This is a genomic window from Flavobacterium sp. AK-301 (assembly GCF_058310215.1).
Genome location: NZ_JBZEES010000013.1, coordinates 15,899 through 29,778, shown reverse-complemented (window position 1 = coordinate 29,778; position 13,880 = coordinate 15,899). Strand labels below are relative to the sequence as shown.

At 32.4% G+C, this 13,880-nt stretch carries 11 protein-coding genes; 4 read left to right on the top strand and 7 right to left on the bottom strand.

The window, feature by feature from the left end:
* Window positions 1–141: 141 nt before the first annotated feature.
* The 5 genes from rpsA to lon all read right to left on the bottom strand — a co-directional run bounded on the left by rpsA (window position 142) and on the right by lon (window position 7,421).
* Window positions 142–1,914 carry a 30S ribosomal protein S1 gene (rpsA, locus tag AC4FQX_RS13550; protein WP_491168251.1) on the bottom strand — a complete coding sequence of 591 codons (1,773 nt, stop codon included), beginning with the start codon at window positions 1,912–1,914 and terminating at the stop codon, window positions 142–144.
* A 334-nt stretch (window positions 1,915–2,248) separates the two neighbouring features.
* A complete protein-coding gene (locus AC4FQX_RS13545) occupies window positions 2,249–2,470 on the bottom strand; it encodes a hypothetical protein (protein ID WP_491168250.1) in 222 nt (73 codons plus the stop codon).
* Between the two features lie 133 nt (window positions 2,471–2,603).
* The gene (locus AC4FQX_RS13540; protein ID WP_491168249.1) at window positions 2,604–3,983 is read right to left on the bottom strand and encodes a nucleoside permease; all 1,380 of its coding nucleotides are present in this window, start codon (window positions 3,981–3,983) and stop codon (window positions 2,604–2,606) included.
* A 112-nt stretch (window positions 3,984–4,095) separates the two neighbouring features.
* Window positions 4,096–4,785 (bottom strand): (d)CMP kinase, encoded by a 690-nt coding sequence (gene cmk, locus AC4FQX_RS13535; protein ID WP_491168248.1) that lies wholly within the window; start codon window positions 4,783–4,785, stop codon window positions 4,096–4,098.
* Between the two features lie 185 nt (window positions 4,786–4,970).
* The gene (lon, locus tag AC4FQX_RS13530) at window positions 4,971–7,421 is read right to left on the bottom strand and encodes an endopeptidase La (protein WP_491168247.1); all 2,451 of its coding nucleotides are present in this window, start codon (window positions 7,419–7,421) and stop codon (window positions 4,971–4,973) included.
* A 253-nt stretch (window positions 7,422–7,674) separates the two neighbouring features.
* Between lon and AC4FQX_RS13525 the strand changes: the two genes are divergently transcribed.
* The 4 genes from AC4FQX_RS13525 to AC4FQX_RS13510 all read left to right on the top strand — a co-directional run bounded on the left by AC4FQX_RS13525 (window position 7,675) and on the right by AC4FQX_RS13510 (window position 11,494).
* Window positions 7,675–8,226 carry an RNA polymerase sigma factor gene (locus AC4FQX_RS13525; protein WP_491168246.1) on the top strand — a complete coding sequence of 184 codons (552 nt, stop codon included), beginning with the start codon at window positions 7,675–7,677 and terminating at the stop codon, window positions 8,224–8,226.
* Between the two features lie 70 nt (window positions 8,227–8,296).
* Window positions 8,297–8,845 (top strand): anti-sigma factor, encoded by a 549-nt coding sequence (locus tag AC4FQX_RS13520; protein WP_491168245.1) that lies wholly within the window; start codon window positions 8,297–8,299, stop codon window positions 8,843–8,845.
* Window positions 8,826–9,890, top strand: a complete 1,065-nt coding sequence (locus AC4FQX_RS13515; protein ID WP_491168244.1) for a hypothetical protein — start codon at window positions 8,826–8,828, stop codon at window positions 9,888–9,890. The genes AC4FQX_RS13520 and AC4FQX_RS13515 overlap by 20 nt, the downstream gene beginning before the upstream one ends.
* 710 nt (window positions 9,891–10,600) lie before the next feature.
* Complete coding sequence (locus tag AC4FQX_RS13510) at window positions 10,601–11,494, top strand: N-acetylmuramoyl-L-alanine amidase-like domain-containing protein (protein ID WP_491168243.1); 894 nt, start codon at window positions 10,601–10,603, stop codon at window positions 11,492–11,494.
* Window positions 11,495–11,557: 63 nt separating this feature from the next.
* On the opposite strand, the gene AC4FQX_RS13505 is transcribed toward AC4FQX_RS13510, so the two are convergent.
* The gene (locus AC4FQX_RS13505; RefSeq protein WP_491168242.1) at window positions 11,558–12,874 is read right to left on the bottom strand and encodes an MFS transporter; all 1,317 of its coding nucleotides are present in this window, start codon (window positions 12,872–12,874) and stop codon (window positions 11,558–11,560) included.
* Between the two features lie 76 nt (window positions 12,875–12,950).
* Window positions 12,951–13,766 carry a M48 family metallopeptidase gene (locus tag AC4FQX_RS13500; protein ID WP_491168241.1) on the bottom strand — a complete coding sequence of 272 codons (816 nt, stop codon included), beginning with the start codon at window positions 13,764–13,766 and terminating at the stop codon, window positions 12,951–12,953.
* Between the last annotated feature and the right edge of the window lie 114 nt (window positions 13,767–13,880).

Genomic DNA, 13,880 nt, shown 5'->3' with positions numbered 1-13,880 from the left:
AACTAGCAAAATAATAACCGTTTTTTATACTAATAAAATTAAAAGCTGAATAATAATATAACCTTTTCACTTTTAAAAACAGAGCATAAAAAAACCTCCAGTAAACTGGAGGTTTTCATTATATAAAAGTGGTTTCAGAGATTATTTTTCTCCTCTTTCCATTCTTTCTTTTAATTCTGCTAATACATCGATATCACCTAGAGTAGTTTTATCAGAGTTATTGTTATTTGCAGCAGCATTATTATTTTCTGCTGTTTTAACATTTTTCTCTTCTTCTTCTCTAAAGATAGCGGTGTGAGAAGCTACAACTCTTTTGAATTCTTTGTTAAATTCAATCACTTTGAAATCAGCTGTATCACCTTTTTTCAATTTCTTTCCGTCTTCTTTTTCAAGATGACGTGTAGGAATGAAAGCAACGATATCTTCACCGAATTCTACTGTAGCACCTTTGTCAACAATTTCTGAAATTTCACCAGAGTGGATTGTTCCAACGGCGAATGAATCTTCATATTTGTCCCATGGGTTAGAAGTAGTTTGTTTGTGACCTAAAGATAATTTACGTCCTTCAACATCTAATTCTAATACCACTACATCTAGTTTTTCACCTACATTTACAAATTCTGACGGGTGTTTTATTTTCTTAGTCCAAGATAAATCAGAAATGTAAATTAATCCATCAATTCCTTCTTCTAATTCAACAAAAATACCAAAGTTTGTAAAGTTTCTAACAATACCTGTATGTTTAGAACCTACCGGATATTTAGAAGTAATATCAGTCCAAGGATCCTGAGTTAATTGTTTGATACCTAAAGACATTTTACGATCTTCTCTGTCTAATGTTAAGATAACAGCTTCAACAACATCACCAACTTTAACAAAATCCTGAGCAGATCTTAAATGAGTTGACCATGACATTTCAGAAACGTGGATCAAACCTTCAACACCTTCGGCAACTTCGATAAATGCACCGTAGTCAGCAATAACGACAACTTTACCTTTAACTTTATCACCTATTTTAAGATTAGCATCTAATGCATCCCATGGATGAGCGTTCAATTGTTTCAGACCTAATTGGATTCTTGTTTTCTCATCATCAAAGTCAAGAATAACAACATTTAATTTTTGATCTAATTCAAGAACTTCACTTGGGTGATTGATTCTGCTCCAAGAAAGGTCAGTAATATGGATTAATCCATCTACACCACCTAAGTCAATAAACACACCGTAAGAAGTAATGTTTTTAACAACACCTTCTAATACCTGTCCTTTTTGTAATTGACCGATAATTTCTTTTTTCTGTACCTCAATATCAGCTTCAATAAGAGCTTTATGAGAAACTACTACGTTTTTGAACTCATGATTAATTTTAACCACTTTGAATTCCATAGTTTTATTAACATATTGATCGTAATCTCTAATAGGCTTAACATCAATCTGAGAACCTGGTAAGAATGCTTCAATACCAAATACGTCAACGATCATACCACCTTTAGTTCTGCATTTAACAAAACCATTAACGATTTCACCAGTTTCATTAGCACTGATAACTCTGTCCCAAGCTTTGATTGTACGAGCTTTTCTGTGAGATAAAACTAATTGTCCTGATTTGTCTTCACGAATATCAATTAATACTTCAACTTTATCACCTACTTTAAGATTTGGGTTGTAACGGAATTCGTTTAATGAGATAACACCTTCAGATTTAGCATTGATATCAATGATAGCTTCTCTGTCAGTTAATCTTACAACTGTACCTTCTACTACATCTACACTGTCCGTTGAAACGAAAGTTTTATCTACTAATTCTTCAAATTCTCTTAGATTTTTTTCATCTACAGCATCGATACCTTCTTCGAAGTTATGCCAGTTGAAATTTGCTAAAAAATCTTCTTGTGTTTTTAATTGTTCAGACATTTGCTGATTAAAATTTGTATTCCGTATTTTCTCTTGAGTTTCTTAATGCGATAGAAAATAACAGAAGTGTTTTACATAAATAGTTGATTCCTAATGGAAACTCTTATTCGCCAAAAGGAGCACAAAAATACTGCTTTTTTTTTTATCTGCAAAACAATTAAACTATTTTTATAACTGATTTATAGAAAGTTGAAGTTGGTTTTGATTGTTAGATTATTCAATTTTTAGAATTATCGAAGTTACTTTGCAAAATCTCTGATTTTATGAAAATGTTAGTCCGTCTCTGACTGACACGTTATAATTTAATCTATTACAACTCTTGAGTTTTTATCTTTTAATTATTATAAACCAATACTATCATTTTAGAAAGCATAGACTCCTCATCTCCATCATATCCGCTATAACCATCAGGAACTTTATTCACAGCCTGATCACCTGACCATGCAGAATATTGTACTTTAAAAGTATAGGTGCCCGGAGATGAAATCAATACCGATCTTAATAATGTGGCAGGTACAGGAAGATTATACAGACTTCCTCCGTCAACAGAGGACACATAAGCAGATGAGAGAAAATAAAATCGATCCTATTAACGCAAAGGTTTTTAAAATATCAAATATTGTAATATAATAAAGACGCGTTAAAACGCGCCTCTACGTATATATCTAATATCAAATAATCGAACTATCTTAATGTCCCATTACTCCTGCAACATCTTCCGGTTTATGTTTATGTTTGAACATAATAGCAAAAGTAATAGCGATAATAAGAGAATAAGTAGCAAAGGCTAACCAGATATTATGCCAGTCTTTCATCATAATTGCAGTATTGAAAAGACCATCAGCAGAAATCGTTACGCCTCGACCTTCCACCAACTGAGACATCAGTTTATTTCCCGGCTCTGTATGCAGATAAGAAGATAATTCTGTAGTAGTATTGAATGATTTTGTAAAATAGCGATCGATTGCCCATCCGGAAGTAAAACTTCCTAGAATAGCCCCTATACCATTTGTCATCATCATAAACAGACCTTGTGCAGAAGAACGATTCTTCGGATTAACATTAGTCTCTACGAATAATGATCCTGAAATATTGAAAAAATCAAATGCCATTCCGTAAACCACACAGGACAGAAGAATCATCCATAAACCGTTTGCCGGATCTCCGAAAGCAAATAATCCAAAACGTAATACCCAGGCAAACATACTGATCAGCATTACTCGCTTAATACCAAAACGTTTCAGGAAGAATGGAATAGCCAGAATAAAAAGTGTTTCAGAAACCTGAGAAACAGACATTATAATAGTAGAATACTTAACTACAAAAGAATCTGCATATTTTGGAAAGTGTTTAAATTCATCCAGAAAAACATCACCATAAGCATTGGTTAGTTGTAAAGCACCTCCTAAAAACATAGAAAAAATAAAGAATAAAGCCATTTTATAATTACCAAATAGCTTAAAAGCTTCTAAACCCAGAGATTCCATTAATGAAGCATTGTCTTTAGTCAGTTTCTGAGGTTTACATTCCGGCATTGTAAAAGCATAGAACCCTAAAATTAACGCTGCGATTCCTGCAATATAGAACTGATATTCTGTAGCTTTATTTCCTGTCAGATTTGTAATCCACATTGCTACAATAAAACCTATCGTACCAAAAACACGAATAGGCGGATAATCTTTTATAACATCTTTTCCATTAATTTTTAAAGCAGTATATGAAATAGAATTACTCAGTGAGATTGTTGGCATATAAAAACACATTGCCAAAAGCATTACATAAATAAAAGTAGAAGGCGAAGAAACCTGCGGAAGATAAAATAGAACTGCTGCATACAGAATATGAAGAATCCCGTATAATTTCTCCGCATTAACCCATCTGTCAGCAATAATTCCTGCAAGTGTGGGCATAAAAAGAGAAGCAATTCCCATAGTTCCAAAAACTAAACCAAATTGTGTTCCTTCCCAGTGTTTTGTACCAAACCAATAATTTGCAATTGTAATCAACCATGCTCCCCAAACGAAAAACTGAAGAAAACTCATCGAGATCAATCTATTCTTTATTCCCATAAAACTTTAATACTTTATAATTCTAAAAATAATGAAACGTAAATCTACTATTAAAATTGACATTACAAAATATTTTTAAAAAAAAACACCCTTTATAATTATTTTTCTGACTTTAGATTAAGATATTTCTTACCAAACTCAGAACTTTATCAAACTGTTCTTCTCTTGTCAGATCCGAGTTATCAATCTCAATAGCATCTTCTGCCTTAACCAGAGGAGAATCTTCCCGATGCGTATCGATATAATCTCTTTCTACTACATTTTTATAAACGGCTTCATATGAAACCTCCTGCCCTTTTAACTTTAGTTCATCATATCGTCTTTTAGCCCTTGTTTCAGGGCTGGAAACCATAAACAGCTTTAATTCTGCTTCCGGAAACACCACGGTTCCTATATCTCTCCCATCCATTACAATACCTTTATTTTCTCCCATTGCCTGTTGCTGTTCCACTAACCTGGAACGCACTTCTGACACCTCAGCTACTTTACTCACATAATTAGAAACCTCTAAAGTCCTGATCTCTTTTTCGACATTCTGTCCGTTAAGATACATCTCTGAGAACCCTAAAGAAGGATTGAATTTGAATTGTAAATTTACTTCTGATAATCTCTGAACGAGTTTTTGTTTATCAAAATATTCTGTAGCAATAAATCCGTTTTGCATCGCAAATAAAGCAACTGCACGATACATAGCCCCAGTATCCACATAAGCATATCCTAATTTCTGTGCCAGCTGTTTTGCAATTGTACTTTTTCCAGTAGAGGAAAATCCGTCAATCGCAATAGTAATTTTTCTTTCCAAAATAATCAGTAAAGGTTAATCATTATAACAAATAAAACATAGAATGCGAAGATATTATTTTTTTATGTTTCTGATACCATAAAATTGTTGCAATTCCATATATAAAAAATTCCAAAACCCGGACAACAGTAAACTGCTATTCTGATTTTGGAATTTTCAGTAATTAACCTCAATAATTTCTGTTTTTAAAGAACTTTAGCGTTTTTAGGTTTTTGATCCGTAATAGCAATAGCTAATACTTCACTCATTTCTTTGACATAATGAAAGGTTAGCCCCTCAAGATATTCCGGTTTGATCTCATCAATATCTCTTTTATTTTCATGACACAGAATAATCTCTTTTATTTTTGCTCTTTTTGCTGCAAGGATTTTTTCTTTAATCCCCCCTACAGGTAATACCTTACCTCTAAGCGTAATCTCTCCTGTCATTGCCAAATTTTTCTTTACCTTCTTTTGTGTAAAAGAAGACACTAAGGAAGTTAGCATAGCAATCCCTGCACTCGGACCATCTTTTGGAGTTGCTCCTTCCGGTACGTGAACGTGAACATTATATTTTGTAATAACCTCCGTATTGATTCCAAGAAGTTTAGCATTCGATTTTATATATTCCATTGCCAGAGTAGCAGATTCCTTCATCACAGTTCCCAGATTCCCTGTCAGTGTTAATAATCCTTTTCCTTCGGAAAGGATAGATTCTATAAATAAAATATCTCCTCCAACGCTTGTCCAGGCTAACCCCGTAACAACACCTGCAACATCATTATTTTCATACTTATCTCTTTCCATTCTTGGAGCACCTAATACTTTAATAACATCTTCATCTGTTACTTTTATATTGTACTCCTCTTCCATTGCAACTGATTTTGCTGCATTTCGAATCATTTTCGCCAGTTGCTTTTCCAGCCCTCTCACTCCGGATTCACGAGTATAACCTTCAACAATTTTTTCTAACTGTTTTCTTCCAATTATCAGATCTTTACCGGTCAGCCCATGCTCTTTTAATTCTTTCGGTAATAAATGCTGACGTGCTATTTCTACTTTTTCTTCAATAGTATAACCTGACATATCTATGATTTCCATTCTGTCTCTTAATGCAGGCTGAATATCTGCCATATTATTAGATGTAGCAATAAACATCACTTTAGACAAATCATAACCCATTTCTAAGAAATTATCATAAAAATCGCTGTTTTGTTCCGGATCCAAAACTTCTAATAAAGCAGATGACGGATCACCGCTATTACCATAAGATAATTTATCAATCTCATCCAGAACAAAAACCGGATTAGAGGTTCCTGCTTTTTTTAGACTCTGAATGATTCTTCCCGGCATAGCCCCAATATATGTTTTTCTGTGCCCTCTTATCTCAGCTTCGTCACGTAAACCTCCTAATGAAATTCGGACATATTCTCTGCCCAGTGCTTCTGCTATGGATTTACCAATAGAAGTTTTACCAACTCCCGGAGGTCCATATAAACACAGAATAGGCGATTTCATATCATTTCTAAGCTTTAAAACAGCCAGATATTCTATAATTCTCTTTTTTACATCATCCAGACCAAAATGATCTTTATCCAGAATCTTCTGAGCTCGCTTTAAATCGAAAAGGTCTTTTGAATACTTATTCCACGGTAACTCAAGAAACAATTCCAAATAATTTCTCTGAATAGAAAACTCCGCTACCTGAGGATTCATACGTTGTAATTTTGCCAATTCCTTTTCAAAATGATCTTTTACTTTATCATCCCACTTTTTAGCTTTAGCATTTTCACGCATGACCTCAATCTCTTCCTCATGTGAAACACCACCCAGTTCTTCCTGAATCGTTTTCATCTGTTGTTGCAGAAAATATTCTTTTTGTTGCTGATCCAGATCAAAACGCACTTTAGACTGAATATCATTTCTCAGTTCCAGCTTCTGTAAATCCAGATTCATATAACGTAATGTTTCCAGAGCTCTTTCTTTCAGATCATTTATTGCTAATAAATCCTGTTTTTCCTCTACTGTCAGATTCATGTTTGAAGAAACAAAATTGATCAGGAAAGAATTACTCTCAATATTTTTGATTGCAAATGTAGCTTCAGTCGGAATATTCGGGCTTTCTTTTATAATCTGAATAGCCAGCTCCTTCACAGAATCAATAATAGCATTGAACTCTACATCATTTTTATCCGGTCTACTCTCCGGAAACTCTTTAATAGTCGCTTTGATATATGGTTCCTCTGTTGTAATCTCATTTATTTCAAAACGTTTTTTACCCTGAAGAATAACAGTTGTATTACCATCAGGCATTTTTAAAACACGCAAAATCCTTGCAACAGTCCCTACTTTATGAATATCATTCTGCGTAGGTTCTTCAATATTTTCATCTTTCTGAGCAACAACACCAATCGTTTTACCTGCTACATTTGCATCGTTGATCAGTTTTATCGATTTGTCCCTTCCTGCTGTAATTGGAATTACAACACCCGGAAATAATACCGTATTACGCAGAGGTAAAATAGGTAAATCTTCCGGTAATTGCTCATTATTCATTTCTTCTTCATCTTCAGGTGTCAAAAGCGGAATCAATTCTGCCTCTGAATCAAATTCCTGAAGTGACAAACTGTCAATATTAAGTATTTTATGATTCGACATAGTTATTTTAAGTCATTTTGTCATTAAACGTCAATTACCAAAAAAGAGTTTTATTCTCTTAATAGCAATCATCACACTGAAAATCAGCAACGAAATAAAATTAGCATCATTCCAGTCCATAATAAAGACAATGATTATGCCATACATTTAAAATTATAACTATCTGTTACATATCACTTTTTATTTTTTATTTTTAATAAAGTGTAACAATTCAAAATTTGGTCCGTCTCTATATTAAAACCGAATCATTCTATTGGACGCAAATAGTCAAGATATTACTAATTTAATTGCCCTCTGTAAAAATGGAAATCAGAGTGCGCAGTTCGAAATCTACAACCGATTCTATAAAGCGATGTATAACACTGCTTACAGAATTGTAAAGGACGAACACTGGGCAGAAGATATTATGCAGGAATCTTTTTTAAATGCTTTTATGAAATTGGAATCTTATAAAAATGAAGTTGCTTTTGGAGCATGGTTGAAAAAAATAGTAATAAATAAAAGTATTGATAATTATCAAAAAATCAATAAAACAGTAACCAAAGACATAGGTCCTATGTTATATAAAATTGAAGACACACAAGAAGATCATTCCATTGTTGATTACAATAATTTAAAAGCACAACAAATATTAAGTACCATTCAGTCTTTAAAAGATAATTACAGAATTGCTTTGACGTTATTTTTTATAGAAGGATATGATCAAGAAGAGATTAGCCAAATCATGGGAATAACTCCGATGAACTGCAGAACAACAATAAGCAGAGCAAAAGACAAATTAAGAGCAAAACTAGACAATATATAATAGTAAAATAGCTAAAATTCAGTAGAATAATTACAGAAACCTGAGTTTAAAAAATAAATACAATTGACAGATGAAAGAAAGAAAAGACAATTTAGAACAATTATTTAATCAGCCGGGTAAAGAGTGGGATTTTAAAGAACCTCAACTCGGGCACCAGGAACGCTTTTTAAATAAAATAAAGAAAACAGAGAAAAAAACTTTTAATTTTTGGTTACCATTATCGATAGCAGCTTCCATAGTAGCCTTAATCGGTTTATATCTGAATTTAAATAAAAGTGAAACCATTCATAAAGAAGAATGGGCAAATGTTTCTCCACAAGTAAAGGAGACCCATTTTTATTTTACATCAATAATTAATAAAGAACTGAAAGAAGTAGAAAAATATGATATCCCGGAAAACAAAACGATAATAGAAGACGCAACAAAACAAATGCAAAAACTGGATAATGATTATGAACAAATTAAAACAGAGCTCATTAAAAACGGAGAGAACAAACAACTAATCTATGCTATGCTTACCAATTTAAAAACAAGAATATCCTTTCTGGAAGAAGTACTGCTTCAAATTGAGAAAAATAATAATTTAAAAGACAAGCAACATGAAAACAATATCATATAACTTACTCTTACTCCTTCTGACTGTTCCTTCTCTAGTACTTGCTGATACCGGAAATAAAGGTAAATACATCAGGGAGAAAAAGATAGAAAAAATCTATCTGGTTAATTCAGATGTTATAATGGATATTAACAACACATTTGGAAACATATATGTCTCTGTCTGGGACGAAAACAAAACAGCAATAGAAGTTACCATTAAAGTAAGCGGTGATAAAGAAGATGCTGTAAACAACAAAATAGACGCTATTGATATTCAGCTGGAGGCTTATAAAAGTAATGTTACAGCAAAGACAATTATTGATAAAGGACTGAGAAATGAGAACTCCAGTCTGAATATAGAAATTAATTATACCGTTAAAATCCCAAAAAACGGAAGTGTAAAACTGGAAAATAAATATGGTGGAATTATAGTAGACAAACTAACAGGAAAAGCAGATATCATTTGCCGTTATGGTCGACTATCCGTTAATGAGTTACAGAATGAAAACAACAACATTCTGATGGAATATTCTACCGGTTCAACTATTGGTTATTTCAAAGGAGGAATTATAAACGCTAAATATTCTGATTTTATACTGGATAAATCCGATAAACTAGATTTGAAAAGTGATTATACCCAGCTTAAGATTAAAAACAGTGAAGATTTAGTCTATAAATCTGCCTATGGAAAAATCAGTATTGATAATGCCGATCAAATCAATGGATCCGGTAATTATCTGACACTGAATTTCGGAAAAATATCAAAACAGGTAGATGTTGTGACTAATTACAGTCAAATAAAAATTAGTGAAATTACAGCTAAAGCAAAAAATATCAACATAACTTCCGGTTACACAGGTATTGCCATTGGTTATAATGAAAACTATCCTTTTAATTTTGATTTTAATATGAACTATTCTAGCCTGAACCAAAATTCTGATCTAGAAATTCAAAGTAAAAATGAAATCAGAAACCAGACCACTTATAAAGGTTATTATAAAAAAAGCGGTGTTAATACAATGAATATCGTATCCCGATATGGAAATTTAAAACTTACTAAAAACTAAAACTATTAATGCCAGAATAAACGGTTCCGGCGGAATCAAATACAAAGGAAATCCAGCTAAAGAAGATACCAAAGTATCCGGTTCAGGAAAAATCAGTAAAGCATAATTATTAATTCAAGAATTGCCCTAACTTTTATTTTACCGGTTAGGGCAATTTCATTTTCTAACTACTTTTAAGTCTAGACAATTTAAAACAAATAATAATCGAAAGTAAAACTAAATAATACCCTATTTCATTCTAATATTCTACTACAACCAGAAAACAATAGTTTCTTTTTAATAGAAAAACATATCCTCTACTTAGGATATTATAAAAATTTTCATATAATTATTGTTTTCATAAAATATAATTCTCTTTTTTTTGTTTTTATAAAATATCGATTTGACTGAATAATTCCTGACAGACTGAAAATAACCAGACAATACAGAAATTCTGTCTCTGTTAAGTTATAAACAAACTCTGTAAACAAATTTAAAATAACTACGATTTTTGTTTTTTTAAATACAATTTATAATTCATCAATTCATTTCAATAAAACATAAAACCAAAAGGATTTAATGTTTTTTATCAGACAAATCATTTTAGACTGAGAATAAGCATTTTAATTTTCTTTGGAGAAACTTCAAAGAAAATTAAAACGAAACCGTCATTTCTGTAGAAATGCAAAATTTAAATTCGTAACTAATTATTTTTTATAAAATCAAATCCCATGAACAAAAAATCGTATCTGTTATACCTCATTTTAATCTTTATATTTTATTCCTGTACACATACTAATATAAGAACCACAAACCCTTTATTAAAAACTGTTTCCTACACAAAAAAAGATTCATTATTATATCGGTCCTATATTGACAGATATAAAGACGAAAAAAATATTTCCACCGGAGATCTGATTATCAAAACAGCCTCTTTTTTTCTGGAAACACCTTATAAAGACGCTACTTTAGAAAATAAAGATAACGAACAATTAGTAGTAAACCTTCAGGAATTTGACTGTACCACCTTTGTAGAGTCTTGTTTAGCTATGGTTAAATCCATACAATCAGAAAATCTCACTTTTATAAATTATTGCCGAATACTACAGAATATCCGCTATAGAAATGGAATCATAACCGATTACAGCTCCCGCTTACATTATATGACAGACTGGGCTTATGAAAATGAATATCGTACCAGATTAGTCAAAAATATCAGCTCTAAAATGGATGGTATAGTAAGTGATAAAAAAATTGATTTTATGTCTTCTCATCCCAACTCTTATCCTAAATTAAAAGAAGATCTGGCTATGCAGGAAAAAATACAAGATATTGAACGCATAATATCAAAACGAAAATCATATCAGTTTATACCTAAAGAAAATCTGGTCGCTCAGCAGCATAAGCTAAAAAATGGAGATATTGTGCTGTTTGCAACTACCGTTAAGGGACTGGATTATTTTCATCTTGGTTTCATAACTATTCCGAAAAACTCCGCCCCTACTTTTATTCATGCATCAAGCAATAGTACAGCAATGAAAGTGATCGTACAAGACGAATCTTTAGTAGACTATGTAAATAAATTCAAATCCTGTACAGGCGTTACCATCCTAAGAATTAATTAAATACATCTGCTCCCCTATTTTACAAAGAAAATATAAAAATCAATTTTATGATTGCTCTGACCACTATTTATCAGTCAGAGCAATTTCTTTTTTAGGTACTCTCAGTAAGAGTAAAACACCAAAAACAAAGAAGACAACAAGAAACAGAATAGAATTCTGCATTTTGCCTGTAATATCTGCAATATAGCCATACAAGAACATTCCTATAACAATTCCTATTTTCTCTGATACATCATAAAAACTAAAAAAAGATGTAGTCTCTTGTGTTTCAGGCAATAACTTAGAATATGTAGAACGAGATAAAGACTGGATTCCTCCCATTACTAACCCTACCATACTTGCTGCTACATAAAATTCTTTTGGAGATTCTACAAAAAAGGCATAAACACAAATCCCTATCCAGAGAATATTAATAGCAATCAGAGTATAAATATTTCCGAATTTAGCCGAAGCCTTAGAAGTCAGAAAAGCGCCTATAACCGCAATCAGCTGAATTAATAAGATACTTACAATTAATCCCATTACTCTTTTATCATCACTTCCCCAGTCAATTTCTTTTTCTCCAAAATAAGCTGCTGCAATCATTACTGTTTGTACTGCCATACTATATACAAAGAAAGCTGCCAGATAACGTCTCAGGCTTTTAATAAGTTTCAACTGATCCCAAACCTTTTTCAGCTCTTTGAACCCATTAAAGAAAATATTCTTCCGGATTTTATTTCCGTTTTTCTGATTTGGTAAATAATAATAGCTGTACTGACTAAAACCCATCCACCATAATCCAACCAGCAAAAAAGAAAACCGCATGGCAGATAAAGAATCCTGAAATCCGAAAAGCTCAAATTTCATAATCATAAACAGGTTAATCAGTAACAAAATCACACTGCCAATATATCCTAATCCATATCCTTTTGCACTGACAGTATCCTGCTGTTCCGGATAAGCGATATCCGGCAGATAAGAATTATAAAACACTAAACTTCCCCAAAAACCGATTAGAGCAATCATGTATAAAAGCAAACTTAATATAAGATAATCTAACGAAAAAAAGTACAACCCCATACAAGACAAAGCCCCCGTATAACAAAAGAACTTTAAGAACCACTTCTTATTTCCCATATAATCCGCAATACCAGATAAAAGAGGAGAAATAAAGGCTATAATTAAAAATCCGACTGCTGTAACATAGCTAATTAGGGCTTCACTTCTGACAGAAAACCCAAAAAGAGGAATCTCATCAATTCCCTTCATTCTGAATAAAGCACCATAGTACAATGGAAATATAGAAGAAGAAATAACTAATGCATAAACTGAATTTGCCCAATCATAAAACGCCCAGGCATTCAATAATTTTTTATCTCCTTTTTGGAATGTTCTCATAATAAATCAAAGTTTAAAAACAATAAAAAAGCTGTTCGTAAGAACAGCTTTGAAAGATATAATTTTTTTATTTATTTTATTTAAAAATGACACCGAATTTTGCAGCTTCCACTTTTGCCTGTGGTATCAGAGCTTTCAAAGTAGCAATTCTGGTCTGACTCGAAGGATGCGTGCTTAAAAACTCCAACTGACTTCCGGAAGACGAAGCATCCATTCTTTCCCAGAAAGCAACAGAAGTTTCAGGATTATAACCCGCTATTGCCATTAATGTTAATCCTATTTTATCCGCTTCACTTTCATGGCTTCTACTAAACGGCAACACAGCTCCATATTTTGTTCCTATTCCATAAGCCTGCATATACAATTGTTGTGCCTGCTCTGATTTCCCTCCTACCAGAGCTCCTAAACCGGCTGCTCCTATTTGTTGTAGCTGATCCGCACTCATTCGCTGAGCACTATGGTTTACTAACGCATGGGCTACCTCATGCCCCATTACCGTAGCAATTCCGGCATCATCCTTACAAATCGGCAGGATTCCTGTATAAAATACAATCTTCCCTCCGGGCATACACCAAGCATTAACCGATTTGTCTTCTACTAATTTATAATCCCATCTATAATCTTTTAAATACCCCTGATATCCATTGGCATTCAGATATTTTTCCGCTGCTTCTTTAATTTTAATCCCAACTGTTTCTATTCTTTTTGCATCAGCAGTTCCTTTAATTACCTTATGCTCCGTCAAAAACTGATCATATTGTTGAAATGCCATTGGAAACACCTCACTATTAGATACAAAATTAAGACTACTCTTCCCCGTAAAAGGATTCTTGGCACATGAAAATACAATCACGACCAAACCAATTAAAGTAAATAAAACACTTTTTTTCATAGCGTGTAATTATTGATTATTAATTTATTTGTGAAAGCAAAACTATAACTATTTTAATAAAAAATTAATTTCCTTATTATCTATTTTTTTTTAGATTATTAAAAATTACATCTA

Coding starts and splice junctions, on each gene's coding strand:
- rpsA (WP_491168251.1), bottom strand. CDS start 1,914: ATGTCTGAACAATTAAAAACACAAGAAGATTTTTTAGCAAATTTCAAC.
- AC4FQX_RS13540 (WP_491168249.1), bottom strand. CDS start 3,983: ATGGGAATAAAGAATAGATTGATCTCGATGAGTTTTCTTCAGTTTTTC.
- lon (WP_491168247.1), bottom strand. CDS start 7,421: ATGTCGAATCATAAAATACTTAATATTGACAGTTTGTCACTTCAGGAA.
- AC4FQX_RS13520 (WP_491168245.1), top strand. CDS start 8,297: ATGAAAGAAAGAAAAGACAATTTAGAACAATTATTTAATCAGCCGGGT.
- AC4FQX_RS13515 (WP_491168244.1), top strand. CDS start 8,826: ATGAAAACAATATCATATAACTTACTCTTACTCCTTCTGACTGTTCCT.
- AC4FQX_RS13510 (WP_491168243.1), top strand. CDS start 10,601: ATGAACAAAAAATCGTATCTGTTATACCTCATTTTAATCTTTATATTT.
- AC4FQX_RS13505 (WP_491168242.1), bottom strand. CDS start 12,874: ATGAGAACATTCCAAAAAGGAGATAAAAAATTATTGAATGCCTGGGCG.
- AC4FQX_RS13500 (WP_491168241.1), bottom strand. CDS start 13,766: ATGAAAAAAAGTGTTTTATTTACTTTAATTGGTTTGGTCGTGATTGTA.